The sequence below is a fragment of the Mesorhizobium sp. BH1-1-4 genome (assembly GCF_020165665.1).
In the GTDB taxonomy this organism is placed as follows: Bacteria; Pseudomonadota; Alphaproteobacteria; order Rhizobiales; family Rhizobiaceae; genus Mesorhizobium.
The window spans coordinates 1-24,080 of the sequence record NZ_JAIUIN010000032.1 but is presented as its reverse complement, the minus strand read 5'-3'; the positions used below and the strand labels follow the sequence as shown (position 1 = coordinate 24,080).

21 protein-coding genes are annotated in these 24,080 nt (G+C 66.0%); 14 read left to right on the top strand and 7 right to left on the bottom strand.

Annotated elements, in window-relative coordinates:
• Nucleotides 1–68: 68 nt before the first annotated feature.
• The 4 genes from LB569_RS29695 to LB569_RS29680 are packed head-to-tail and all read left to right on the top strand — an operon-like array spanning nucleotide 69 to nucleotide 3,875.
• Nucleotides 69–1,586, top strand: a complete 1,518-nt coding sequence (locus LB569_RS29695) for a sugar ABC transporter ATP-binding protein (RefSeq protein ID WP_224695108.1) — start codon at nucleotides 69–71, stop codon at nucleotides 1,584–1,586.
• Nucleotides 1,587–1,598: 12 nt separating this feature from the next.
• Complete coding sequence (rbsK, locus tag LB569_RS29690) at nucleotides 1,599–2,573, top strand: ribokinase (protein ID WP_224695107.1); 975 nt, start codon at nucleotides 1,599–1,601, stop codon at nucleotides 2,571–2,573.
• Nucleotides 2,570–3,031: a D-ribose pyranase gene (rbsD, locus tag LB569_RS29685; protein WP_140709041.1), complete on the top strand. Its 462-nt coding sequence runs from the start codon at nucleotides 2,570–2,572 to the stop codon at nucleotides 3,029–3,031. Before rbsK ends, rbsD begins: the two co-directional genes overlap by 4 nt.
• A 1-nt stretch (nucleotide 3,032) precedes the next feature.
• On the top strand, nucleotides 3,033–3,875 hold the full coding sequence (locus LB569_RS29680) for a 3-methyl-2-oxobutanoate hydroxymethyltransferase (RefSeq protein WP_140709042.1): 843 nt from the start codon (nucleotides 3,033–3,035) through the stop codon (nucleotides 3,873–3,875).
• 83 nt (nucleotides 3,876–3,958) lie between these two features.
• On the opposite strand, the gene LB569_RS29675 is transcribed toward LB569_RS29680, so the two are convergent.
• A complete protein-coding gene (locus LB569_RS29675; protein WP_140709044.1) occupies nucleotides 3,959–4,867 on the bottom strand; it encodes a LysR family transcriptional regulator in 909 nt (302 codons plus the stop codon).
• Nucleotides 4,868–4,963: 96 nt separating this feature from the next.
• Here LB569_RS29675 and LB569_RS29670 point away from each other — a divergent pair, with 96 nt between their 5' ends.
• From LB569_RS29670 to LB569_RS29660, 3 genes are all read left to right on the top strand, one after another.
• On the top strand, nucleotides 4,964–6,187 hold the full coding sequence (locus LB569_RS29670; protein WP_140709046.1) for an MFS transporter: 1,224 nt from the start codon (nucleotides 4,964–4,966) through the stop codon (nucleotides 6,185–6,187).
• Between the two features lie 108 nt (nucleotides 6,188–6,295).
• Complete coding sequence (locus LB569_RS29665; RefSeq protein WP_224541596.1) at nucleotides 6,296–6,988, top strand: DUF2270 domain-containing protein; 693 nt, start codon at nucleotides 6,296–6,298, stop codon at nucleotides 6,986–6,988.
• A gap of 111 nt (nucleotides 6,989–7,099) precedes the next feature.
• A complete protein-coding gene (locus tag LB569_RS29660) occupies nucleotides 7,100–9,433 on the top strand; it encodes a cation:proton antiporter (protein WP_411970263.1) in 2,334 nt (777 codons plus the stop codon).
• Nucleotides 9,434–9,445: 12 nt separating this feature from the next.
• Here LB569_RS29660 and LB569_RS29655 read toward each other — a convergent pair whose 3' ends face one another.
• Nucleotides 9,446–9,589, bottom strand: coding sequence for a hypothetical protein (locus tag LB569_RS29655; RefSeq protein WP_181173799.1), 144 nt, complete (start codon nucleotides 9,587–9,589; stop codon nucleotides 9,446–9,448).
• 340 nt (nucleotides 9,590–9,929) lie between these two features.
• Between LB569_RS29655 and LB569_RS29650 the strand changes: the two genes are divergently transcribed.
• Together LB569_RS29650 and LB569_RS29645 are read left to right on the top strand one after the other, a co-directional pair.
• On the top strand, nucleotides 9,930–12,191 hold the full coding sequence (locus LB569_RS29650; protein ID WP_224695106.1) for a PAS domain S-box protein: 2,262 nt from the start codon (nucleotides 9,930–9,932) through the stop codon (nucleotides 12,189–12,191).
• 15 nt (nucleotides 12,192–12,206) lie between these two features.
• Nucleotides 12,207–12,575, top strand: a complete 369-nt coding sequence (locus LB569_RS29645; RefSeq protein WP_224541601.1) for a response regulator — start codon at nucleotides 12,207–12,209, stop codon at nucleotides 12,573–12,575.
• 10 nt (nucleotides 12,576–12,585) lie between these two features.
• Here LB569_RS29645 and LB569_RS29640 read toward each other — a convergent pair whose 3' ends face one another.
• Genes LB569_RS29640 through LB569_RS29620 form a run of 5 tightly spaced genes read right to left on the bottom strand, consistent with a single transcriptional unit; the run spans nucleotide 12,586 to nucleotide 18,265 of the window.
• Nucleotides 12,586–13,467 (bottom strand): ABC transporter permease, encoded by an 882-nt coding sequence (locus LB569_RS29640; RefSeq protein WP_224695105.1) that lies wholly within the window; start codon nucleotides 13,465–13,467, stop codon nucleotides 12,586–12,588.
• Entirely contained in the window at nucleotides 13,464–14,417 is a 954-nt protein-coding gene (locus LB569_RS29635) for an ABC transporter permease (RefSeq protein ID WP_411970264.1), read from the bottom strand. Before LB569_RS29635 ends, LB569_RS29640 begins: the two co-directional genes overlap by 4 nt.
• A gap of 20 nt (nucleotides 14,418–14,437) precedes the next feature.
• Nucleotides 14,438–16,087: an ABC transporter substrate-binding protein gene (locus LB569_RS29630; protein WP_224695103.1), complete on the bottom strand. Its 1,650-nt coding sequence runs from the start codon at nucleotides 16,085–16,087 to the stop codon at nucleotides 14,438–14,440.
• A 41-nt stretch (nucleotides 16,088–16,128) separates the two neighbouring features.
• On the bottom strand, nucleotides 16,129–16,902 hold the full coding sequence (locus tag LB569_RS29625) for a DUF427 domain-containing protein (protein WP_224695102.1): 774 nt from the start codon (nucleotides 16,900–16,902) through the stop codon (nucleotides 16,129–16,131).
• Between the two features lie 10 nt (nucleotides 16,903–16,912).
• On the bottom strand, nucleotides 16,913–18,265 hold the full coding sequence (locus LB569_RS29620; protein ID WP_224695101.1) for an LLM class flavin-dependent oxidoreductase: 1,353 nt from the start codon (nucleotides 18,263–18,265) through the stop codon (nucleotides 16,913–16,915).
• A 188-nt stretch (nucleotides 18,266–18,453) separates the two neighbouring features.
• Between LB569_RS29620 and LB569_RS29615 the strand changes: the two genes are divergently transcribed.
• The 5 genes from LB569_RS29615 to LB569_RS29595 all read left to right on the top strand — a co-directional run.
• Nucleotides 18,454–20,280: an ABC transporter ATP-binding protein gene (locus tag LB569_RS29615; RefSeq protein ID WP_224695100.1), complete on the top strand. Its 1,827-nt coding sequence runs from the start codon at nucleotides 18,454–18,456 to the stop codon at nucleotides 20,278–20,280.
• A gap of 516 nt (nucleotides 20,281–20,796) precedes the next feature.
• The gene (locus LB569_RS29610; RefSeq protein WP_140709063.1) at nucleotides 20,797–21,114 is read left to right on the top strand and encodes a hypothetical protein; all 318 of its coding nucleotides are present in this window, start codon (nucleotides 20,797–20,799) and stop codon (nucleotides 21,112–21,114) included.
• Nucleotides 21,115–21,128: 14 nt separating this feature from the next.
• Nucleotides 21,129–22,337 carry a hypothetical protein gene (locus LB569_RS29605; RefSeq protein WP_224695099.1) on the top strand — a complete coding sequence of 403 codons (1,209 nt, stop codon included), beginning with the start codon at nucleotides 21,129–21,131 and terminating at the stop codon, nucleotides 22,335–22,337.
• A gap of 307 nt (nucleotides 22,338–22,644) precedes the next feature.
• The gene (locus LB569_RS29600) at nucleotides 22,645–23,085 is read left to right on the top strand and encodes a DOPA 4,5-dioxygenase family protein (RefSeq protein WP_224695098.1); all 441 of its coding nucleotides are present in this window, start codon (nucleotides 22,645–22,647) and stop codon (nucleotides 23,083–23,085) included.
• Between the two features lie 71 nt (nucleotides 23,086–23,156).
• On the top strand, nucleotides 23,157–24,080 hold a 924-nt coding region (locus tag LB569_RS29595), incomplete at its 3' end, for an ornithine cyclodeaminase family protein (RefSeq protein ID WP_224695097.1).

Genomic DNA, 24,080 nt, shown 5'->3' with positions numbered 1-24,080 from the left:
ACGGCCGCCGATCCCCGTGGACCGGCGGCCGCTTGCGCGAATTCAGCCAGCCCCAAGCCAGCAGGCCCATGACAGAGCAACCGCCCCCTGCCCCGATCGTCGAGATTTCCGGACTGACCAAGCGGTTCCCCGGCGTGCTGGCGCTCGACCGCATTTCCGTCGCCTTCCGGCCCGGCGAGGTCCATGCCGTGATCGGCGAGAACGGCGCCGGCAAGTCGACGCTGATGAACATCCTGGCCGGCGACCTGCAGCCCGATGGCGGCGAGATCCGCATCGACGGCAAGCCGGCCACCATCGCCTCGCCGCTTGCCAGCCGCGCCGCCGGCATCACCGTCGTCTACCAGGAACTGGCGCTCTGCCCGACGCTGACCATCGCCGAAAACATCATGATGTCCGACATGGCGGCGCGTTCCGTGGTGTCGCTGGTGCCGCGCGACGAGATGCGGCGCGAGGCACGCGCGGCACTCACCCGGCTCGGCATGGGCACGCTCGACCCCGACACCAAGGTTGGCCGCCTGTCGGTCGCCGAAATGCAGCTGGTCGAGATCGCCGGCGCCATCCGCCAGCGCGCCCGCGTGCTGGTGCTGGACGAACCCAATTCCGCGCTCTCCAAGCGCGAGAGCGACCGCCTGTTCGACATCGTCAAGCAGTTGCGCGGCGAAGGCGTCACCGTCATCTACGTCTCGCATCATCTGAAGGAAGTGCTCGACCTTGCCGACCGCATCACCGTGGTGCGCGACGGCCGCACCATCGAGACCATGGACAATTCGGGCCTGTCGGAAGAGCGGCTGATCCGCGCCATGGTCGGCCGCGAGCTGGACACCGCGCGGCAGTGGTCGCTGCAGGCCGAGGCGCGCTCGCATGAGGCACCGGTCGTGCTCGCCGTCGAGAAGCTGACCGCGCCCGGCCTGCACGAGGTGAGTTTTCATGCCCGCGCCGGCGAGATCCTCGGCATTGGCGGCCTGCCGGATTCCGGCAAGGACATGCTCGGCGAAGCGCTGTTCGGCCTCTGCGCCCGGCATGGACGTGTCACCATCGACGGCAAGGAATTGCGCGGCGGCGACCCCCAGGCCTCGATCCGCAACGGCATGGCGCTGGTGCCGGCCGACCGGCGCGGCGCCGGCGCGCTGTTGACCATGAGCGTCGCCAACAATGTCGTCTCGGCCTCGTTGCCGCGCTTTTCGCTGGCCGGCTTCATGCGGCGTGGCGCCGTACGCCGCGAGGCGCGCGCGCAGGTCGCCCGGCTCGATGCGCGCATTTCACATCTTGGCCAGAAACTGGCGACGTTGTCGGGCGGCAACCAGCAGAAAATCATCCTCGGCCGCAGCCTCGTCACCAACCCGCGCGTGCTGGTGCTGCACGAGCCGACGCGCGGCGTCGACGTCGGCGCCAAGGCCGAGATCTACGCGATCTTGCGCGGCATCGCCGGCGAAGGCGTGGCGGTGGTGATGATCTCGTCGGAAATTCCCGAATTGATCATGAACGCCGAACGCGTTCTGGTGCTGCGCAATGGCCGCGTTTCGGGCGAACTGACCGGAGCCGGCATCAACGAGGAAGCGATCCTGGCGCGCGCCATGGCGTCCTGAACGAGGGGATTGATGAGCAAGACCGCACCCAAGATCACCATCGTCGGCAGCTTCGCCGTCGGCCTGACCATGCGCGCGCCCAAGCTGCCGATCTTCGGCGAGACCATGCTCGGCACCGATTTCGACATGGGCGCCGGCGGCAAGGGTTCGAACCAGGCGGTGGCCACCGCCAGGCTGGGCGCCAGCTCCTCGCTGGTCGCCATCATCGGCACCGACAAGCTGGCCGGCATCGCCACCGACCTCTACGCGGCCGAGGGCGTCGACGCCAGCCTGGTCTCGACGCGCACCGAACGCGCCACCGGCGTCGGCTTCATCATCCTCAACGACAAGGGCGAGAACTTCATCATCCTCGACATGGGCGCCAACGAACTGATGGACGCGGCGGTCGTCGACACCGCCGAGGCGCGCATCGCCCAAAGCGACGTGGTGATGACCGTGCTCGAAGTGCCGATCCCCGCCGCCGCCCGCGCCATGGAGCTTGGCCGCCGGCATGGCGCGCGCACCATCCTCAATCCAGCGCCCGCGCGCCAGCTTCCCGACGCGATCTTCAGGGATGTCGACTATCTCACCCCCAACGAGAGCGAATTGCGCATCCTGCTCGGCCTGCCCGCCGACGATCCGCGCTCATCGCGTGAACTCGCCGGCGAGTTGCGCCGGCGCGGCGTGCGCAATGTGGTGGTGACGCTCGGCCGCAGCGGCGCGCTGATCCTGACCGACGAGCTCGACGTCATGGTACCGGCGGTGCCGGTGGAAGTGGTCGACACGACGGGCGCCGGAGACGCCTTCAATTCCGGCTTCGCCGTGGCGCTGGCCGAGGGCCGCGACATCGTCGACGCGGTGCGCTTCGGCGTCGTCTGCGGCGCCATCGCCTGCACCAGGCTCGGCGTCATTCCGGGCCTGCCCGAGCGCGCCCAGGCCGACGCGCTCTACGCCGACGCAATCAAGACGACATGGCCCCAAAAGACAGCACAGAAGGAAAAAACATGAACCGGAACCGGCTGCTCAACGCCGAACTGTCGCACGCCATCGCCTCGATGGGCCATGGCGATCTGATGATCGTCTGCGACGCGGGCTTTCCGATCCCGTCGAGCGCCTGGCGCATCGACCTCGCCATCTCGCCCGACGTGCCGGATCTCGAAACCGTGCTCGGACCGATCGCCGAGAACCTGATCGCCGAGCGCGTCGGCTATGCCGACACGTTGCCGGTGCACAACGCGCCACTGCTGGCGAAACTGAAGCGCCTCTTCCCCGACGCCGATTTCGAGACGGTGACGCACGAGACCATCCTCGGCGAGATGGCGAAAAAGGCCAAGGTCATCGTGCGCACCGGCGCTTTCGACCCATGGGGCAATATCCTCATCTATTCCGGCGTAGACGTGCCGGCATGGTTCTCCAAGCCCGGCGTAGTGGCGCCCGATTATTACGCGAAGAAATTGAAAGGCTGACATGCCGCGCATCTTCGACTTCGGCGGCCGCGAGGTCGAGCGCTCGGTGACGGTGGCGAGCCTGCGCGCGCTGAAGGGCAGCGGCCGGCACGTCGCGCAGGTGACGGCCGAAACGGGAGAGGAAGCGGCGGCCGCGGAAGCCGCCGGCATCGAAATGGTCGTCTGCCGTGCGGCCAATGTGGCGCGCGTGCGCGAAGGCTCGCGCCGCGTCTTCGTCACCGCCGCCCTCGGCTTCGCCGACGCGGTGACGCCGGACGAGATCCTGCGTACCGCCTTCTCCGCGATCACGGCCGGGGCCGACGCCTTGATCACGGGACGCGGCCACGACACCGTGCGCATGCTCGCCGACGAACAGATCCCGGTCATGGGCCATCTCGGCTTCGTGCCGCGCAAATCGACATGGGTCGGCGGCATCAGGGCGGTCGGCAAGACCGCCAACGAAGCGCTGGCGCTCTGGGACCGTTTCCAACGGCTTGAGGATGCCGGCGCCTTCGCCGTCGAATGCGAGATCATCCCGGCTGAGGTGATGGCCGAGATCAACCGCCGCACCGGCCTGGTCACGGTCTCGCTGGGCTCCGGGCCGGCGGCGGACGTGGTGTTCCTGTTCACCTCCGACATATCGGGCGAAAGCGCCCGCCTGCCCCGCCACGCCCGCGCCTGGGGCAATCTGGCCGCGCTTCACAAGGCCGTTCGCGACGCGCGCATCGAGGCGCTGTCGGGGTTTCGCAAGGAGGTTGCGAGTGGCGGCTATCCGGCGGAGGCCGAACTGGCCGGGATTGCCGACGCAGAGTTGGAAGAGTTTCGCGCCCGGTTGGGGGCGGTTGGAAGCAAGCGCGAGTCCTAAAGATCGGTTGGAACGAGAAACGGTGCCCGACAAACAAACGCCTCGTTCCTTCGCGTATCCGAAGATCGCGCGAGCAAACATGGCTACGACACCAGCGGCATCGGCACCTTCAGCCCGTCGATCAGCGCATCCCGAAACAGCGCGATGGGCCGGCTGAGACGCCCGGCCGGTGGGCGGTGCAGCAGCCAGGCGCGCACTTGCGGCTTGAAGTCGGGGCAGTCGATCACCTCCACAGCGTCGCGCCAGCGGCTGTCGGCGAAGGCGCCCGGCGTGACGATGCCGATGCCGTGGCCGCGCGCCACCAGCGACATTCTGAGGTCGACGCTGAGCGCCTCCACCCCGACCTGGAACGGCAGCCGCGCGGCCTCGAAACTCTGCCTTATGAAGGCGCGAAAACCGCAGCCATTCTCGTTCATCACCCAGGCGAAACGCGACAGCTCGGCGAGCTTCGCCGGTTTCGGCACGCCAAGGCCGGGGGACGCCACAAGCAGCACCGATTGCGCGCCGAGATCGTCGCAGACCAGTTCGTCCGGCGGGGCCAGGCCTTCGGCAAGGCACACCGCCACCGCGTCGAGTTCGCTGCGCGACACCTGCTCGACCAGCCTTGGCGACCAGCCGGAGGTGATGCGCAGCGTCAGTTGCGGAAAGGCGGCGCGCAGGCTGTCGAGCGGCAGCGCAAGTGCCGCATCCGAGAGATAGGGCATGATGCCCAGCCGGAACTCGCCCTTGACCGCGCCTTGCGGCGAGACGCCGGCCTTCAGATCCTCGAGCGAGCGCAGCACGCGGCGGCCGTGCTCATAGGCTTCGCGTCCGGAGGCCGTCGGCTTGAGCGGCTTCGACTGGCGGTCGAGAAGTGCCGTCGACAGCCCGTCCTCGAGGTTCTGGATGCGGCGCGTGACACCCGGCTGGGTGAGGTTGAGCCTGGCCGAGGCGCCGACGATGGAACCGGTTTCCACAACGGCGACGAAGGCTTCGAGATCATGGATGTTCATGCGTACCTCGCATAATCATTATCGAATTCATTGAATTGTAGCATGATAAAGCTTTGGCATAAAGTCCTCGGACGATATGCAATTCTTGAGGACCCAATGCCCGACACCAATGACGGCCAGTTGTGCGAGCCGCTGCCGCCTGCAACCATCACCGGCCCGCAGACGCTGCTGTTTGCCGCCTCCACCGGCATCATCGTCACCAATCTGTTCGCGCCGCAGACACTGGTTGGGCTGATAGGCCCGTCGCTCGGCGCTGGCGCCGCGAGCGTCGGTCTTGTCGCCATGGCGACGCTGCTCGGCTATGCCGCCGGCCTGTTCTTCCTGGTGCCGATGGCCGATCTCGTCGAGAACCGTGCCTTGATCCTGCGCATGCTCGCCGCGGCCGCGTTGGCGGCCGGCATCGCGGCGCTGGCCCCCACGACCGCCTCGCTGCTGATCGTCCTTTTCATCCTTGGCGCCGCCTGTTCGGCCATCCAGATCCTGGTGCCGATCGCCGCCTCGATGGCACCGCCCGGCGAGGCCGGGCGCGTCATCGGCGACGTGATGAGCGGGCTGATGATCGGCATCCTGCTGGCACGGCCGCTGGCCAGCCTCGTCGCCGACGCCTTCGGCTGGCGCGCCTTCTACGGACTCAGCGCCGCTGCCCTCATCCTGCTCGCCTGCGTGCTCGCCTTCACCTTGCCGCGGCGGCGGCCGGAGGCGAAATCGTCTTATGGCGCGCTGATCGCCTCCCTGTTCAGCCTGCTGCGTAACGAGCCGGTGCTGCGGCGCCGGGCACTGACGGCGGCGCTGGTGATGGCGGCGTTCAGCCTGTTCTGGACGGCGGTCGCCCTGCGCCTCGCGCAGCCGCCCTTCGGCCTCGGCCAGCGCGGCATTGCGCTGTTCGCCCTAGTCGGCGCCGGCGGCGCCGTCGTCACGCCGCTGTTCGGCCGCGCCGGCGATCATGGCTGGACCCGGCCGGCGACGATCTTCTGCCATCTCGTGCTGATCGGCGCACTGGCGCTCGCCGCCTGGGCCGGATCCTCCCAATCCGGATCGTCGTGGACGCCGCTCGTGCTGATGGGCGTCAGCGCCGTGCTGCTCGACATCGGCGTCACTGGCGATCAGACGCTTGGCCGCCGCGCCGTCAACCTCTTGCGGCCCGAGGCGCGCGGCCGCCTCAACGGCCTGTTCGTCGGCATTTTCTTCATCGGCGGCGCCATCGGTTCACTGCTGGCCGGTATTGCCTGGGCCTGGGCAGGGTGGCCGGCCGTCTGCACCATCGGCGCCGCCTTTGGGCTCGCCGCACTGCTGGTCGACTGGATCGGCGGGCCGGAATGACCGCCAGCCGCGACGATCCGCCAGTCACGACAGAGCCTCCCCTTGGCGCGGGCCACCATCATGGAACGAGATCGCTTCCGCCACGTTTTATCAGGCCGGGAGGAACTCATGAACGATGCGCCGGCAACGCCCGTCGGCAGGCCGCTTTCGCCAGGCGAACTGGTCACCGTGATGTCCCATTTCCATCGCGCCGAGATCGCCCGCATGGCCGGCTGGCGCGACCGCCTCGACCGCACCAGCAATTGGGCGATCACGGTTGTCGCGGCGATGCTGTCGGTGTCGCTGTCGACGGCCAGCGCCCATCACGGCGTGCTGCTGTTCGCCATGCTGCTGGTGCTGCTTTTGTTGTGGATCGAGGCGCGCCGCTACCGGTTCTTCGATGTGTACCGCGCCCGCGTGCGCCAGTTCGAGCGCCATTATTTCGCGCAGATCTTCTCGCCGCAGCCCGACTTCGCCTCCGACTGGCTGCTGGTCGTCGGTGAAAGCCTGCGCACGCCGAAATTCCTGGTTTCGCAACGCGTGGCGCTGGCGCGCCGTCTGCGCCGCAACTACCTGCACATGATGTTGATCCTGCTGCTCGCCTGGATCCTCAAATTGTCGACCCCGAGCCTGATCGACCAAGGCGTGCCGGTCGGCTTTGCCGGCACATTGCGTGAGGCCGTGAGTGCCGCGGCGCTCGGTCCCATTCCGGGCATCGTCATCGTCGCCGCGGTTGCCCTCCTCTACGCCGGCCTGGTGGCAGCCGCCTTCCTGACGCCGGGCGACGACGGCGAACTCTCCTTCGGCGACGTCCACGTCTGAGTTCGATGTCTGAGTTCGATGCTGGGCCAACACCTCGCGGCGGATGGCTGCAACGCAAACCTCAGCCGCGCGTTGTGATGGTCAGTCCGCGGCGGCGTCTTGAAGGGACCCATGATCCACCCACTGGCAACAAGGTCGCACGGCACCGCGGCCGCTCTTTCGCTGGCCTTTCTCGCACTCGCACCGGCAAACCAGGCGCTGGCCGCGCAGCCGGCCGGCCACGCCTCGGGCATGGGCGGCTCGGCCGAAGGGCTGTTCGTCGCCGAGATCGTGCTCCTCCTTCTGGTCGGCCGTGGCCTCGGTGAAATCTTCCAGCGCTATGGCCAGCCGGCGATCATGGGCCAGCTGATCGGCGGCATCCTGCTCGGGCCCTCGCTGTTCGGCTGGCTCTGGCCCAACGCCCAGCATCTGATCTTCTCCACCGACCCGGCGCAAAAAAGCATGATCGATGCCGTCTCGCAGCTCGGCATTCTGCTGCTCCTCCTGCTCACCGGCATGGAGACGGATCTGCGCCTCGTGCGGCGGGTGGGCGCGGCCTGTTTTTCGATCTCGATCACCGGCGTCGTACTGCCCTTTGCCTGCGGTTTCGCGCTGGCGCAGGTCTTGCCGGACACGCTTCTGCCAGAGCCGAGCGAGCGCATCGTCGCCGGGCTGTTCCTCGGCACGGCGCTGTCGATTTCCTCGGTGAAGATCGTCGCCATGGTGGTGCGCGAGATGAACTTCATGCGCCGCAATCTCGGCCAGGTCATCGTCTCCTCGGCGATCATCGAGGACACGATCGGCTGGCTGGTCATCGCCGTCACCTTCGGCATCGCCACAAATGGTAGCCTGCAGGTGCTGCCATTGTTCCTGACGGTCGCCGAAGTGGCGCTGTTCATGGTGTTCTCCTTCACCATCGGCCGCCGCCTGGTGTTCACCCTGATCCGCTGGAGCAACGACTCCTTCCGCAGCGAATACGCCGTCATATCCGTGATCCTCATCATCATGGGCGTGATGGCGCTGATCACCAATCTGATCGGCGTCCACACCGTGCTCGGCGCCTTCGTCGCCGGCATACTGGTCGGAGAATCGCCGATCCTGTCAGACCATATCGAGGGCCAGCTGCGCGGCGTCATCACGGCACTGTTCATGCCGGTGTTCTTCGGCATGGCCGGCCTGTCCGCCGACCTCACCGTGCTTGTCGACCCGACGCTGGCGCTGCTGACGCTGGCGTTGGTGCTGATCGCCAGCATCGGCAAATTCTCGGGCGCTTTCCTCGGCGGCAGGCTGGCCGGCATGTCGCTGAAGGAGTCGACCGCCGTCGGCAGCGCCATGAACGCGCGGGGCTCGACCGAGGTCATCGTCGCCTCGATCGGCCTGTCGATGAACATCCTCTCCCACAATCTGTTCACGATGATCGTCACCATGGCCGTCATCACGACGCTCGCCATGCCGCCAATGCTGCGCTGGGCGCTCGGCCGGCTGCCGGTTGGCGACGCCGAAAAGCAGCGCGTCGACCGCGAACTGCTCGACGAGCGCGGCTTCGTCTCCAAGCTGGAGCGCTTGCTGCTGCTTGTCGATGACAGCCCGGTCGGCAAGTTCACCGCGTATCTCGCCGGTCTCGTCGGCGGCGGCAGCGGCATGCCGACCACGCTGCTTCACCTGGAGGGCGGCGAACTGCCCGGCCCTGCCCGCGACAAAGGTCCCGAGCGAGCCTCCAAGCAGGTCAAGAGGGGCGCGGCCAAAAGTGCCCGGGCTGTCAGCAAGGCCGAGGATACGCCCGTCGACAAGGTCCACCTCACGGCCCGCACCGAGCTTGCAGCGACCACGGAGACGATCGCCGCCGAGGCCCGCAAGGGCTACGGCCTGCTGCTGGTCGGGCTGGACAACGCGCTGACCGCCAAGGGCACTTTCAGCGCCACGTTGAACGACATCACCGGCGGCTTCGACGGCCCGCTCTGCCTGGTGCTGAATGGCCCCAAGGCTGATGGCAAGATGCCGATGCTGCGCGCCGGCGCGACCATCCTGGTTCCCGTCAACGGCACCGAGGTGGCGCGGCGCGCGGCCGACTTCGCGCTCGCCCTGGCGCGGCCGCACCGGGCGCGCGTCAAAGTCCTTTATGTCTCGCAGGCGCGCAAGGGCGGCCGGCCAGGCTCGGTCTCGCACCGCCGCGAGGAGGCCGTGCTCAAGGATGTCGCCGATCTCGCCGACCGCTACGGCGTCGCCGTGGAAACGGCGATCAGGACACGCGCCACGCCCGACAAGGCGATCGCCAGGGAAGCGGCCAAGGGCGCCGCCATGGTGGTGATGGGCGTCACCCAGCGACCCGGCGAAGAGCTGTTCTTCGGCGACACGGCGACCGCCGTACTGGCCGCCATCGCCTGCCCGGTCGTGCTATTGGCCAGCGAGCGCGTCCGCCGAACCGACGCCGCCGCCGAGGAAGCGGCAGCCGAGGTCGGCGCCTGACGCGTTTTCGATCTAAAGCCCGAAGAACTGCCGCCCGATCATGTAGCCCAGCGCCGCCGCGACGAGCGGGAACAGCGCCGGCGCGACCTTGCCGAAGAGGGAAATGCTTGCATCCTTGGGCGGCACATAGCGTGCGTTGCCGAGATTCTTGGTCATTGCCTACCCCACGCGCGCCGATAATTAGCGAATGCTTATTGACGCATGGCCGCATTAACGGTTGGCAAAGAAATTCGATCGAATAGCCGACTATTGCCTAGGGAGCCGGTAGCCGCGCAACGAAAATTCTCTTATATCGGGAACCGATCGGCCCTCTCCCGGGTTTGCCCCGAGGGGACAGGCATGTGATCACGATCTCATCGACTGCGAGACAGCCCGGCAATGCGCCCGTGGCGCGAAACCTCGGCTCCTTGGCGGCCCATCCTTGGCAATGTCGGGCGGCCGCCGACACGTTGGCGACCACCGGCCTCGCATGACGCCGATCGATCCACGAGACACCATGCCAGCCAGCACGGGCGCCATAACCGAGCTTCGTCATCCCTTTCTTTCGGGCGGCGGGCGGCTTGGCTGCCTGATCGCGGACTTCGACTGGGCCTCGACCTCGATCGGCCCGATAGAGGGCTGGTCGCAGAGCCTGAAGACGGCGGTGTCGCTCATCCTGCGTTCAAAGGTGCCGATTGTCATGCTGTGGGGCGAAGACGGCATCATGATCTACAATGACGGCTATTCGGAATTCGCCGGCGGGCGTCATCCCCAATTGCTCGGCTCCAAGGTGCGCGAAGGCTGGCCCGAAGTGGCCGACTTCAACGACAACATCATGAAGGTCTGCCTGGGCGGCGGCACGCTCGCCTATCGCGAGCAGGTTCTGACGCTCAACCGCACCGGCAAGCCCGAGCAGGTGTGGCTGGACCTCGACTATTCGCCGGTGCTCGACGAGAGCGGCGAGCCAGCCGGTGTCATCGCCATCGTCATCGAGACGACCGCGAAGGTCGCGGCGGAACGCTGGCAGGCGGGCGAGCGCGACCGGCAGCGCCAGATGTTCGAGCAGGCGCCTGGTTTCATGGCCATGCTGTCGGGTCCGCGGCACATCGTCGAACTGACCAACGCCGCCTATATGCAGCTTGTCGGCCATCGCGACATCATCGGCCTGCCGATCCGTCAAGCGCTGCCCGAGATAGAGGGCCAGGGCTTCTTCGAACTGCTCGACCGGGTGTACTCCTCCGGCGAAGCGTTCATCGGCTACGCCTTGAAGACCGAGTTGCAGCGCACACCCGGTGCCGCGATCGAGGACCGCTTCATCGACCTCGTCTACCAGCCGGTGCGCAACCCCGCGGGCGAGGTGTTCGGCATCTTCGTCCAGGGCGTCGACGTCACCGACCGCCTGCTCGCCGAACAGGCGCTGCGCCAGAGCGAGACCCAGTTCCGCACCTTCGCCGAAGCCATGCCGAACCACGTCTGGACGGCGACGCCACAAGGGCTGCTCGACTGGTTCAACCCGCGCGTCTACGATTATTCGGGCGCCGCCGCCGGTGCGCTGGATAGCCAGGGCTGGGCCGCGATCGTCCACCCCGACGACATCGGGATGGCCGAGGGGAAATGGCGGCAGGCATTGGCCGCCGGCACATTCTACGAGACCGAATTCCGCCTGCGCCGGCATGACGGCCTCTATCGCTGGTTCATCGCCCGCGCCGTTCCCATCCGCGACACGGATGGCGCCATCGTGCGCTGGATCGGCACCAACACCGACATCGATGACCAGAAGCAGGTGGCGCAGGCCCTGCTGCAAAGCGAACGCCGCTTGCAACTGTCGCAAAATGCCGCCGGCATCGCGGCGCTCGAACTCGACATAGCCACGGGGACCGTGGTCGGCTCCGAAGGCTTCTGGGGGCTCTGGGGGCTGCCGCCGCGTGACAGCGTGCACATCTCGGTGCTGGAAAACATCGTCATTCCGGAGGACAAGGACGTCCGCTCCAACCCCCGGACGCGGGAACAAGGCACGGCGGCACCCGCCGTGGAGTACCGCATCCGGCGGCCCGACACCGGCGAGCTTCGCTGGCTGTCGCGCCATATCGACTTCGTCCATGACGAGACCGGCAAGCCGCTCAAGATGTTCGGCGTCATGCAGGATGTCACCGACCGGCGCGAGGCGCAGGCGAGACAGGAATTGCTGACCCACGAACTCGAGCACCGCATCAAGAACATCCTGGCGATGGTGGCGGCGATCGCCTCGCAGACCCTGCGCAACACCGATATCGCCACCGCGAGCGCCACCTTCAACGAACGCCTGCGCGCGCTGGCCAACGCGCACGACATCCTGAACAAGACCCGCTGGACCAGCGCCTCTATCCGCGAAGTGGTCGACAACACCATCGCCGCCTTCCCGGTGGCCCAGATCACCGTGTCCGGTCCGGCGCTGCCGATCAATCCGAAGATGGCGCTGACGCTGGCTCTGGCCGTCAACGAGCTTGCCACCAACGCGCTGAAATATGGCGCCCTGTCGACCGCCGAAGGCAAAGTGGTCATCGAATGGTCGCTGCGGCCGTCGCATGACCGGCCAGGCAACATCAGGCTGATCTGGCACTGGCGCGAAAGCGGCGGACCACCGGTGACGCCGCCCAGCCGGCGCGGCTTCGGACGGTTCCTCATCGAGCGTGTGCTGGGCACCGATTTCGGTGGCGCGGTCCGGATCGACTACCATCCCGACGGCGTCGAATGCGTGCTGGACGCGCCGGCACCCCAGTTGCCGACGGCCCCTTACTGACTAGATAGGCATGCCATGACCAGTCAGCCCCCCGTCACAGTCCTTGTCGTCGAAGACGAAGCCTTTTTGCTGTTCGCCATTGCCGATGAACTGCGCGAGGTGGGGTTCGACGTGCTGGAGGCGAGCAACGCCGACCAGGCGATCCGCATGCTGGAGAGCCGGCCCGACATCGCCATCCTGTTCACCGACATCGACATGCCGGGTTCGATGGACGGCCTGCGCCTGTCGGCCGCCGTGCGCGACCGCTGGCCGCCGGTCAAGATCATCATCACCTCGGGCAAGCAGCAGCCGTCCCGGGACGCGATGCCGAGCGGTGGCGTCTTCCTGCCCAAGCCCTACGCGCCGGCAGCCGTGGCCGCCACCATTCACGGCCTGCTCGCCTAGGTTTTACAACTCACTTGTCGCTGTTCTCAAACGCGCCGATCCCTTGCGCGATCAGGTTGGTGGCCATGACCAGCGAGATGATGGCGGCGGAGTTGAACACCACCACCCACCATTTGCCGCCGGTGAGAAAACCGTAGCCGTCGGCGATCGCCAGCCCCCAGTCGGCCGATGGCGGCTGGATGCCGAGGCCGAGGAAGGAGAGCGTCGCGATCGAGAAGAAGGCGTAGCCGAGCCGGGTGATCAGTTCGATCAGGATGGTCTCGCGCACATTGGGCAGGATTTCCAGGAACATGATCGCCAGCCTCCCTTCGCCGGCCAGCCGTGCGGCGCTGATATAGTCGCGCTCGCGCTGTTCGCGCGCCGCGGTGCGCACCGTGCGCGCCACCAGCGGCGCATAGGCAAGACCGATCACCGCGATGACGGTGAAGTTGGACGGGCCGATCGCCACCAGCGCCATCGTCACCAGGACGATGAATGGCAGCGACATGACGGCATCAAGCAGCCGCGCGCCGACGGCATCGACCAGGCCGCCGAAGGTGCCGAGCACCAGTCCGATGACGCTGCCTGTAGCAACGCCCGCCAGCGTCGCCAGCGGCGCCACCAAAAGGATATCACGCGAGCCGACGATGATGCGCGAAAGCACGTCGCGGCCGAGCTGGTCGGTGCCGAACCAGTGCACCGCGTCGGGCGGCGTCATCATCGACAGGAAATCCTCGGCATAGGGATCGAACGGGACGAACAGCGCACCGAACAGCGCGCAGGCGACCCAAAACAGCGGCACCGTCGAGCCAATCAAGGTCGAGGGCGCCACGCCAAGCAAAAAGCCGCGCAATCTGCCGACCCAGGAGAGCCTGATGTCGCCGCGCATCGGGGATTGCGCCAAATCGGTCATGGCGTGGCCCGGCGGCGCTGGCGCGGATCGAGCAGCGCCTGCAGGAGATCGCCGATCGCGGCCGTCGACACGAAGATCGCCGCCATCACCAGCACGCCGGCCTCGAGCATCGGGAAGTCGCGCGCCTTGGCGGCGCTCAGCACCAGATTGCCGAGCCCCGGTATGCCGAACAGCGCCTCGATCACCACCAGCCCGCCGAGCAGGAAGCCGCTCTGCGTCGCGATGACCGCCACCGTCGGCACCAGCGCATTGCGCAGCACATGCTTGAACAGCACTTGCGAGGGGCTGAGGCCCTTGAGGATCGCAGTGCGCGTATAGTCCGCGCCACGCGCCTCGATCACCCCTGCCCTGGTCATGCGCGCGACATAGCCGATCAGGTTCAGCACCAGCGGCAGCGCCGGCAGGATGAGATAGTAGCTGGTCGTCCAGAAGCCGGCCCCATCCGGCGCCGCACCGGTGATCGGAAACCAGGCCAGCCACAGGCCGAAGACCATCAGCAGCAACAGTCCGGAGACGAAATCCGGCACGATCGAGAGCGAGACGCCGGTCAGCACGATCGCCCTGTCGAGAAGGCTCCCCGAGCGCAGGCCGGCGGCGACACCGGCGCCGATCCCGATCGGCACCAGGAACAAAAGCACGATTCCGGCGAGTGCGGCGGAATTGCGGATGCCTTGCAGGACGAACGGCGCCACCGGCGCGCCCATCGACAGCGAGTCGCCGAAATCCCCCGTGATCGCCTTGCTGAACCAGTGCCAGTATTGTTCGAGGATCGGCTGGTCGGTGCCGAGCTTGCGGTTCAACTCGGCGACCGCCTGCGCGTCCGCGAACGGACCAAGCATGACGCGGCCGACATCGCCGGGCAGCACCTGCCCGGCGAGGAAGACCAGCGCGCTGACCAGCCACAGCGTGAGCAGCAGCGAGCCTGCCCGCGCCGCCACGGGCCGGACGATCGCGATCGTGGCGATGCCGCTCAAACGAACGACACTTTGTCGAGCAGCAGGTGCGAGATGGCGGTGAAGCGCACGCCTTCGACCCTGGCGCTGACGATGCGGCTGTATTGCGAGAAATAGCTGATGATCAGCGGCGTCTCGTCGAGCAGCAGGGTCTGGATCTTGCCGGCGGCGAGCCGCTGCGCCTGCAGGTCGCGCGCCTTGCCATAGTCGATGAGCAGCGCATCATAGTCCGCATTGTTGAAATGCGCCGCGTTCCAGGCGCCCGAACTCTTCAGCGTCGCGTTGAGGAAGATGTCGGGCGTGCCGCGATGGCCGAAATCGGTGATGCCGAGATTGGAGTCCAGCCAGGGCGAGGAGCCGAACGTCGCCGAGCCGTAATAGGCATCCTGCGGCAGCACGTTGAGCTTGATGTCGATGCCGGCCTTCTTCGCGAAATTCTGGATGATCACCGCGTAGTCGGGAATGTCGTAGGCGCGCTCGGTGGTCAGCGTCACCTCGAACCCGTTGGGCACGCCGGCCTCGCCGAGCAGGCGCTTGGCCTCGGCGATGTCCTGCTTGCGCTGCGGCACCGACGGATCGGCCGAGGGGAAGATCGGCGCGAAGGGCGTGTCGTTGCCGATGACGGCGCGGCCCTTGAGCAGGCCCTTGACCACGGCTTCGCGATCGATGGTCAGCGCCAGCGCGCGGCGGATGCGCTTGTCGGTGAACGGCGCCTGGTCGGTTCTCAGATGCGCCGGATCATGCGAGCTTGCCTGCACGCTGAGCAACTTGAAATTGGGATTGCCCTCGATCGCCAGTTCCAGCCGTGTGGTGCTGGGGATGACGTCGAGCTGGCCGGCCTGCAGCGCCAGCACCTGCGCCTGTTCGTCGTCGAAGAACTTGATCTCGACGCGGTCGGGGAGCGCCTTGTCGCCCCAATAGTCGGGATTGCGCACGAAGCTGGCGCCTTGCTTGGGGCGGAAGCTTTCCAGCTTGAACGGGCCGGTGCCGTTGAAGGTCTTCTCGAAATCGCCGGCATAGTCGGCCGGCACGATGACGGCATTGTAGACGTCGGAGGAGACATAGAACGGGAAATTGCTGTTCGACTGGTCGAGATCGAAGGCGACGGTTTCGTCGTCGACGACCTTGGCACCGCCCTTGGAGAGGATGCCCTTATAGGCCGACAAGGCCGAGGAGCCGCTGGCCGGATCGACAAGCCGTTCGAAGCTTGCGACCACATCCTTGGCGGTCACGGTGCGGCCATCGTGGAATTTCACGCCTGGCCTCAGCTTGAAGGTCCAGCGCTTGGCGGTCTCGTCGGCTTCCCACGACAGGGCAAGCTTCGGCTGCAGCCCATCCTTGGGATCGTCGAGGATGAGATACTCGCCGACCTGGCTGATCACGCCGATGCTGGCCGGATCGGTGATGGTGACCGGATCGATCGCCTTGGTCGGCTGTCCAAGGCCGACGCGCACCGTGCCGCCGGCGGTCGCCGCGCGTGCGCCAGATGTGAACAGCCCCTGCGAGGCGGCAAAGCCGGTGAGGCCGAGCAGTGCCGCGTATTTCAGGAGGTCGCGGCGCTTGAGGAAGCCTTGCGCGTATTCGTCGACCGCGACATTCCAGATGTCACTGGACGCATTGCGGCGGGATTGATTGCGCAAAAGGTCGATGTCGGAACGTCTCGTCATTGTTTTTCTCTCTTGAAAGGGGAGCTGGAAAAAAGCCGCCGTCAGGCCGGCTGGCCGTCGAGATGGATGCGGTCGACCGCTTGCGGATAGAAGGCGATCAGGCCCTTGATTTTGGAAACCTCGTCGATCGGCTCGCGATAACTCCAGGCGATGCCGGGGCGAACCGAACCATCACCGAGCAAGCCCGACCAGTAGGAGGCGATGCCCTTGTAGGGACATCGCGTCGTCGAACTGGACGCCGTCAGCCGCTCCAGCCTGATATCCTCGGCCGGCAGGTAGAAACGCGTCGGCAGATGGGTCTCGAACAGCAGCACCGGGCGGTGGCTGTCGGCGATGATCTCGCCGTCGAACCAGACCTCGACATGGCTCGAACTCTGCAGCACGTCGATGCGCGCATAGGGGTCGCGGGCGTGGACGAAGACTTCCTCTTCCTCCTCGAACCACTGGTCGACCGCCTTCCAGGTGAAGGCGATGCGGCCGGCGAGCGGCGCCAGGTTCTCGTCCGGCGGCGCCGTGAACGACCAGGCCGCGTTGGCGGCGCGCCTGTCGCCGCTGTCGATGTCCCAATAGGCGGTCTCGCCGCCGACCGCATGCGGCTCGCGATGCAGCGACGGTTTCAGCACCGACGGATCGACCTGGGATGGCGGGAAGAAATAGATCGGCAGGAAATGGTTGGAGCGCAGCACCAGCACATTGCGGCTGTCGGCGATGGTGCGGCCGCCGAATTTCACACGCACGCGCTTGGGGCTGGTGAGCACGTTGACGAGGCGCGGAGCGCTGGCTTCGCGAGGCTGGAGGTTCGGCGCGGCGGTCATGATGGCCTCCTCAGGACACGGCGCGCTGATTGGCGCGCTGCTCGGCGAAGCGGTTGGCGGGGCGGGCAAGGCCGAAGCGGTCGCGCAGCGTGCCGGGCGCGTATTCGGTCGGCACGAGGCCACGCCGCTGCAGTTCCGGCACCACCTGTTCGGCGAAATTCACCCAGTCTTCCGGCAGCAGCGGGAACATCAGGTTGAAGCCGTCGCAGGCGCCGGCGACGTACCAGTCTTCCAGCTGGTCGGCGATCTGCTTCGGCGTGCCGGCGACCGTCGGCACCGAGCCGCTGTTGGCGAGCTTGCGGGCGATGTCGCGCAGGCTGAGATTCTCTCTCGACCACTGCTTGACCCGGTTCAGCGAGGTGCGCCCGCCATTGAAGGTGCTTTCGTCAGGCAGCGGCGGCAGCGGGCCGTCGGGCGGGTAGACGGACAGGTCGATGCCGCTCCAGCTCGACAACAGATCGATGCCGACCTGGTCGGGCAGCAGCGTCTGCAGGTACTCCTGCTTGTCGCGGCCCTCGCCTTCGGAAGCCGCGACGATGGGCAGGATGCCGGGCAGGATCTTGAAGCTTTCCGGCCGCCTGCCATGGCGGGCCAGCCGCTCGTTGATGTCCTGCCGGTATTTGATGCCGTCTTCGCGCGTGGAGAAGATGGCGAAATGCACGTCGGCCTGGGCGGTGGCGAAATTCTTGCCGTCCTCCGACGAGCCCGCCTGCACGATCAGCGGATGGCCCTGCGGCGGCCGCGACACGTTGAGCGGCCCGCGCACCTTGAAGTGCTTGCCCTTGTGGTCGATCGGGTGGACCTTGTCGGGGTCGGCGAAATAGCCCGTCGCCTTGTCGATGAGGAGCGCCTCGTCCTCCCAGCTGTCCCACAGCGCCTTGACGATATCGAGGAATTCGCCGGCCCGCTCATAGCGGAAGGCGTGCTCGATATTGCCGTCGCGGCCGAAATTGCGCGCCTCCTCGTCCATCGCCGAGGTGACGACGTTCCACGACGCCCTGCCCTTCGAGATATGGTCGAGCGAGGCGAACAGCCGCGCCACATTATAGGGCTCGCTGTAGGAGCTCGACGCCGTGGTGATCAGGCCGATATGCTTGGTCACGCCGGCCAGCGCCGACAGCAGCGTCAGCGGCTCCAGCCGCGCATTGGCGTAATGCGCGACCCCGCTCTTGACCGAATCCCAGATCGACACGTGGTCGGCGACGAAGATGGTGTCGATCGTCGCCCGCTCCGCCGCCTGCACCAGCTCGCGATAATAGTCGAAGTCGAGCACTTCGCGGCCCGGCGCGCGCGGGTGGCGCCAGGCCATGCGGTGGTCGCCCTGCGGGTTGAAGAAGAACGCGCTGAGGATCATGTGCGACATGCCGGTAGCCTTCCCTGTCCATGCGAAAATCTCAGGCGCGGCGGCGTGTGGCCGTGCCCTGAAAACCTTCAGTCGGTAAAAGTTAGATTGCGCCCGGGCTTAATTCGAGTAATTTTATAGAGATTGTTCCATGTGAAAGCGGAAGCGATTGCCCCTGATCGCCGCGCGGACAGAAAGTGGTTTCGGGCATGTCCTCTTCATCGTCGTCTTCGGTTCTGAACGTCGAGCACCTCTCGGTTTCCTACCGGGGCGCCCGGCGCATCCATCGCGCGGTCGACGACATTTCGCTGGAGATCGGCCAGGGCGAAGCACTCGGCCTGGTCGGCGAATCCGGTTCGGGCAAGAGCTCGGTGGCGCTGGCCGTGCTGCGCTATTTGCCCAAACACGCCCGGGTCGAGGCCGCGCAGCTCGCCTTCGAGAACCGCGAGATCCGCGATCTCTCCGCCGTTGAGCTCCGCCGGCTGCGCGGCGACCGCATCGCCGCCGTCTACCAGCATCCGGGCTCGGCGCTGAACCCGAGCATGACCATTGGCAGTCAGATCACCGAGACGCTGCTGCGCCACCGCCCGATGCATCATGACGACGCGCTTGGCCGCGCGGCGCAACTGCTCGGCCGCGTCCGCGTCGCCAATCCCGAGCGCGTGCTAAAACTTTATCCGCACGAATTGTCGGGCGGCATGCAGCAGCGCGCCAACATCGCCATCGCGATCGCGCTCGACCCGGCGCTGCTGGTGATGGACGAGCCGACCACGGCGCTCGACGCCAGCGTCCAGTCGGAGATCATCGCCATCCTCGACGATCTGCGCCGCGAGCACCGCACCTCGATCCTGCTGATCAGCCACGACATCAATCTGATCCGCCGTTCCTGCGACCGCGTCTCGGTGATGCAGGCGGGCGCGATCGTCGAGACGGGTGTCGCCACGGAGGTGTTCGACAGCCCGCGCCACGCCTATACCCGGGCGCTGGTCGCGGCGATCCCGACGCTCGCCCGCACCAAGCGCGATGGCAGGCTGGCCGAGGATGCCAGCCCCATCGACCTCGCCGCGCCCGCGCCGACCACCGACAGCATCCCCGCCCGGCCGCGCGAGATCGCCGTCTCCTGCCGGGGCATAAGACAATCCTTCGGCGGCCAGCCGGTGCTGCACGGCATCGACCTCGACATCGCCGCCGGCGAGACCTTCGGGCTGATCGGCGAATCCGGTTCCGGCAAGTCGACGCTGGCCCGCATCGTCACCGGCCTGCAACCGCCGACGGCGGGCAGCGTCGAACTGTTCGGCAAGACCGTCGCGCCGCTGGTCGAGCGGCGCCAGCCGGGCGAGCGGCGCGACGTGCAGATGGTGTTCCAGTCGCCCGACCGCACGCTCAACCCGCGCCAGCGCATCGGCCGCATCCTCGGCCGCCCGCTGCGGCGGCTGGCCGGCCTGCCGCGCCGCGCCGTACCGCAACGCGTCGGCGACCTCCTGGCCTCGGTGCGCCTTGCCCGCACGACATCGGAGCAGAAGCCCGGCACGCTGTCGGGCGGCCAGCGCCAGCGCACGGCGATCGCCCGCGCCTTCGCCGGCGTGCCGAGGCTGGTGGTGCTCGACGAGCCGACCTCGGCGCTCGACGTCTCGGTGCAGGCGACCGTGCTCAACCTGCTCAACGACCTGCAGAGGAGCAAGCAAACCGCCTATCTCTTCATCAGCCATGATCTGCGCGTCGTGCGCTACATGGCCGACCGCATCGGCGTGCTCTATCGCGGCCGCCTGGTCGAGACCGGCACCTCCGACCAGATTTTTGCCGGCCCCAACCACCCCTACACGCAAATGCTGCTGGCGGCGTCTTCCAACGAGGGACAGGCCGCGACGATCACCGAGGCGTCACCCGCCATCGAAGCCGGCCCCGACGCAAGCCTTGCCGGCTGCGCCTTCGCCGCCCGCTGCCCGCTGGCCGACGACGCCTGCCGCAAGGCGGAGCCCGTGAAACGCGAGGTCGAGCCGGGCCACGTCATCGCCTGCTGGAAACGCGCCGGCTGAGGTTGGCCCTTCCGCCGAGCCGTGCGGCTGGCAGCGCGTACTCAGTCGCTTCCCGCTTGTCTGGGACCATTGCTTGGAGGGGTAAGGAGAAGCGTTGTCCGCCACCCGCGCCTCGGCCTCGATCTGCGAAATTGCCTTTGCCTGTGGCTTCACTCCAGCGCCCATTTCTTGCGCGCCTTCAGCGCCGCCATGATTTGGGCTGGATATTCTTTGTCGGATTTGAATGATCGAGGACCATTACACGAATGTTTGAGTTGGCCAGCAGTATTATGCTTCTCCGTATCCAAAAATGACCGCAATAATATGCCTCTGTAGACGTAAGAATTTTATAACATTCCTTCAATGGTAGGACTGATTTGCTAAGAACGTCTACAAAAGACTTATATCATATTGATATTAATCTAAGTCATATCGCCTTGTAAAAAACATTTATGGAAGACCATGGCCGCGCATAGACTCATTCACTAACAAAGATTAAAGTTAAATCATTTATTAACCATAGCAATGGTGGGGACCATGGTTAAAAAGTCGATTTATGCCTACAGCTTGAGTGGGAAGAACATCCGCGTCAGCATTGTGTCGGCTCGCCTGAGAGTGATACTGGATCCAACCGGCAAGATCGGGGTCGACACGCTCGACCCGCTGACCGATTTCTTCGATGGCGCGAATCCCGCACTCGTCCTTCCGGATATGATCAGCAGCTACAAGCCTTTTCGCGATGATGGCCTGAAGATCACGGTGGCGGATCTCAGCAAGGCGACGACCGTCCATGATGTCACGACGATCGTTTTGCGAAAGTACAAGAAGATGGGCTGGAAGGTCCTGATCGGATGAGGACCTTGCGATTGTTGACGGTGCCCGTCGTGTCGCTGCTGGCACTGAGTTCCGCAGCGGCCGCGGAAGAGTCTGTGGCTGAACGGTACGACCTCAACCACGATGGCTATCTCGACGAGCGGGAGATGCACATTCTCGCCCTCCACTATGCCAGCCCGGTATTGCGCGCCTACGATGTCGATCCGACCGATGGCAAATTGAGTGCAAAAGAAATCCACGCGATCTACGAGACGGCGGAAAGCCGCCTCACCGACGACGAATCCGTACAGGCCACTGTCGGCCCGCTTTATGATAAGCTTTCGCAAGACAAAGGTCGTGTGCCGATCAAGGATGCCAACATCGACTTCGATGGCATCGATGCGGCGATAGAGAAAGACCTCGAGCCGGAGTGTTCTGCCAAGCAGAAACTGTTCCTACGTCGCGACAAGGTCGACATGTCGCTCTATGACAACACCCTCGGCGCCGAGCAGGCGAAGGGCGCGTCGATTCAGGTCGATCATGACTACATAGCCGGTCAGACGACAGCGACCATCGACGCCGCCACTGCCATTGTCCTCTTTCGCAATGCATGCCCGGATCCGGGCGCGCAGGACATAGCGGAAGGCTTCCTGGCCGGCTATTCACTCGCCGCCTACTCTGACTTGGCGGGCGAATTCGGGACGGGCAACCGAGATCTCGAAAGCAACGCCGAGATCGGCCTCGATGCTCAGCTCCAGCTTCAGGGTGGTCTCCTCCGATACACCTACGTCACTGCCGGCGCGTATTATCTCACTGACTTTCATGGTGAAGCCAGCGGCTATGGTTTCCAGGCAACGGTCCAGCCTTACGACGAGCGGTACCATCTGGGCATCACGCGCAAGGATAATCCTTACATCAGCTGGTATGTTACACCCATCCTTCGGGTGGACAGCGTTCAGGTCAACGATGGCGGCTTCACAGGCCTGGCTGACAACACACGATACCTTTGGCTGGGCGGGGATTTCGAACTCACCGCATTCCTCTATCCCGAGAAGTTCGGTCACCGCTTCTATGCCAAAGCCAATGCCAACCTCTACTGGGACGCGATTGGCGAGCGTTTCGTGGATCAATACGGCGCCGGTCTTTTCTACAACGTCGACACTGCCGGAAACACCTCCGTCTCGGCGGAGTACGTATACGGCACCGACCGCAAGAAGCTTCAGCACGAGGAAAAGGTCACACTCAATTTCAACGTCAAATATTGAGCTTGAGCCTGACGGCGGCGGCGCGCCAGCAAGTTGGCGGAAGTCACCGCCTGCCCAAATGGGCGGGCGGTTGTGCCTCAAGGGCAAACCTGCGATCGCTGCGGTCGCCACAACGGCTACGCCAGTGCGACGGCCGCGTCCTTGGTCGTCCGCTGGCCGACGAGGCCTGCCGCAAGGCCGAACCCGTGGCGAACGAGGTCGAGCCGAGCCATGTCATCGCCTGCTGGAAACGCGCTGGCTGACTACAGACAAGCCGTCCATGCTTCGGCTAAAGTTCCCTCGGGGCCTCACCCCGGGGAGGATCGAGATGGGCGAAGCCAGTTCAACGCCGGCCGGGCAGCCGGCCAGTCCAAGACAACTCGCCGAGATCGCCAGCTACCACGCTCACATCTACCATGATGGAGAGGCGCAGCGGCGGCATGCCGAATGGCTGCGCCAGCGCATCGCCGAGCGTTTTCGCGTGCGTCTGGGCAATTGGCGCGACGAGCCGGTCGGCCCGCACGAGCAGGCCATGTACCAAATCTCCTTCGCCACCGAGATTTTCGCCACGCTGGTGCCCTGGCTGATGCTGAACCATGGCGGCCTCAGCATCCTCATCCACCCCAACACCACCAACCCCAAGCGCGACCATCTGGTCGACCCGATCTGGATCGGCCGCGCGCTGGGCGTGCATGGCGAGGTGCTGGGCGAGGACGACGAGGCGGAAGAGGCGCTGGAGGTGAATACGGAGCCGACGCTGGAGGCGTGAGGCGCCCCTACCCGCGACGCGCCGTTTGGCCCTCTCGCGGGGTCTGATGTTCCCATGACAGGATGAAACCCTTGGCCGCCGAAACCTTGCCCTATTTCTCAGCCGCGCTGCTCGACCGCCTGTCGATCTCGACAGCCGACATGGTCGACGAGATCGAACGCCAGATATCAGGCCAGCGGCGCGGCGAGGTCTGGTGCGCGCCGAAGGCGGTCGTGCAGCCGGGCGACGACCGCTACATCATGGCGACGCTCGGCGTTGCGTCCACGCCACCGGTGCTGGCGACGAAATCGCTGGTCGTCAATCCGCGCAACGCCGCGCGCGGACTGCCGACGCTGAATTCCCTGATCACGCTGCTCGACGCCGAAACCGGGCTGCCGCTTGCCCTGGTCGACGGCAATTGGGTGACCGAGAAACGCACCGCCGCCTTGAGCGCCGTTGCCGCGAGGCGCATGGCGAGCAGCGATGCGTCATCCCTGGCCTTCATCGGCTGCGGGGTGCAAGCGCGCGGCCACCTCGAAGCGTTCGCCGACCTCTTCCCCTTGCGCGAAATTCGCGCCTTCGGCCGCGGCACGGCCAATCGCGACGCGCTGTGCCAGATGGCGCGGTCGCGAGGACTGCAAGCAATCCCCTGCGACAGCGCACAGGCCGCGATCGAAGGCGCCGACATGGTGGTGACGACAGTGCCCCTGGTGCCCAGGCCCACGCCCTTCCTCGACGCGAACTGGCTTAAGCCGGGAAGCTTCACCGTGATGACCGACCAGGCCCTGCCCTGGCTGCCCGAAACGATGCCCCGCTTCGACCGCATCATCGTCGACGATCTGGAGCAGGAGAGGAATATGGCCAAGCCCATGGTTGAGCCCGCCCTGGTTGTGGGTGACCTGACGGGGTTGGTGTGCGGGGATTTTGTGGGGCGGCAGAGCCCGGGCGAGACCACGGCGTTTGTTTTCCGGGGGCTGGCGGTTGGGGAGCTGGCGGTGGCGGGGTTGGCGTATGGG

Bases quoted from the DNA above. Each gene is read 5' to 3' on its own strand.
- LB569_RS29695 (WP_224695108.1), top strand. From the start codon at position 69: ATGACAGAGCAACCGCCCCCTGCCCCGATCGTCGAGATTTCCGGACTG.
- rbsK (WP_224695107.1), top strand. From the start codon at position 1,599: ATGAGCAAGACCGCACCCAAGATCACCATCGTCGGCAGCTTCGCCGTC.
- rbsD (WP_140709041.1), top strand. From the start codon at position 2,570: ATGAACCGGAACCGGCTGCTCAACGCCGAACTGTCGCACGCCATCGCC.
- LB569_RS29680 (WP_140709042.1), top strand. From the start codon at position 3,033: ATGCCGCGCATCTTCGACTTCGGCGGCCGCGAGGTCGAGCGCTCGGTG.
- LB569_RS29675 (WP_140709044.1), bottom strand. From the start codon at position 4,867: ATGAACATCCATGATCTCGAAGCCTTCGTCGCCGTTGTGGAAACCGGT.
- LB569_RS29670 (WP_140709046.1), top strand. From the start codon at position 4,964: ATGCCCGACACCAATGACGGCCAGTTGTGCGAGCCGCTGCCGCCTGCA.
- LB569_RS29665 (WP_224541596.1), top strand. From the start codon at position 6,296: ATGAACGATGCGCCGGCAACGCCCGTCGGCAGGCCGCTTTCGCCAGGC.
- LB569_RS29660 (WP_411970263.1), top strand. From the start codon at position 7,100: ATGATCCACCCACTGGCAACAAGGTCGCACGGCACCGCGGCCGCTCTT.
- LB569_RS29655 (WP_181173799.1), bottom strand. From the start codon at position 9,589: ATGACCAAGAATCTCGGCAACGCACGCTATGTGCCGCCCAAGGATGCA.
- LB569_RS29650 (WP_224695106.1), top strand. From the start codon at position 9,930: ATGCCAGCCAGCACGGGCGCCATAACCGAGCTTCGTCATCCCTTTCTT.
- LB569_RS29645 (WP_224541601.1), top strand. From the start codon at position 12,207: ATGACCAGTCAGCCCCCCGTCACAGTCCTTGTCGTCGAAGACGAAGCC.
- LB569_RS29640 (WP_224695105.1), bottom strand. From the start codon at position 13,467: ATGACCGATTTGGCGCAATCCCCGATGCGCGGCGACATCAGGCTCTCC.
- LB569_RS29630 (WP_224695103.1), bottom strand. From the start codon at position 16,087: ATGACGAGACGTTCCGACATCGACCTTTTGCGCAATCAATCCCGCCGC.
- LB569_RS29625 (WP_224695102.1), bottom strand. From the start codon at position 16,902: ATGACCGCCGCGCCGAACCTCCAGCCTCGCGAAGCCAGCGCTCCGCGC.
- LB569_RS29620 (WP_224695101.1), bottom strand. From the start codon at position 18,265: ATGTCGCACATGATCCTCAGCGCGTTCTTCTTCAACCCGCAGGGCGAC.
- LB569_RS29615 (WP_224695100.1), top strand. From the start codon at position 18,454: ATGTCCTCTTCATCGTCGTCTTCGGTTCTGAACGTCGAGCACCTCTCG.
- LB569_RS29610 (WP_140709063.1), top strand. From the start codon at position 20,797: ATGGTTAAAAAGTCGATTTATGCCTACAGCTTGAGTGGGAAGAACATC.
- LB569_RS29600 (WP_224695098.1), top strand. From the start codon at position 22,645: ATGGGCGAAGCCAGTTCAACGCCGGCCGGGCAGCCGGCCAGTCCAAGA.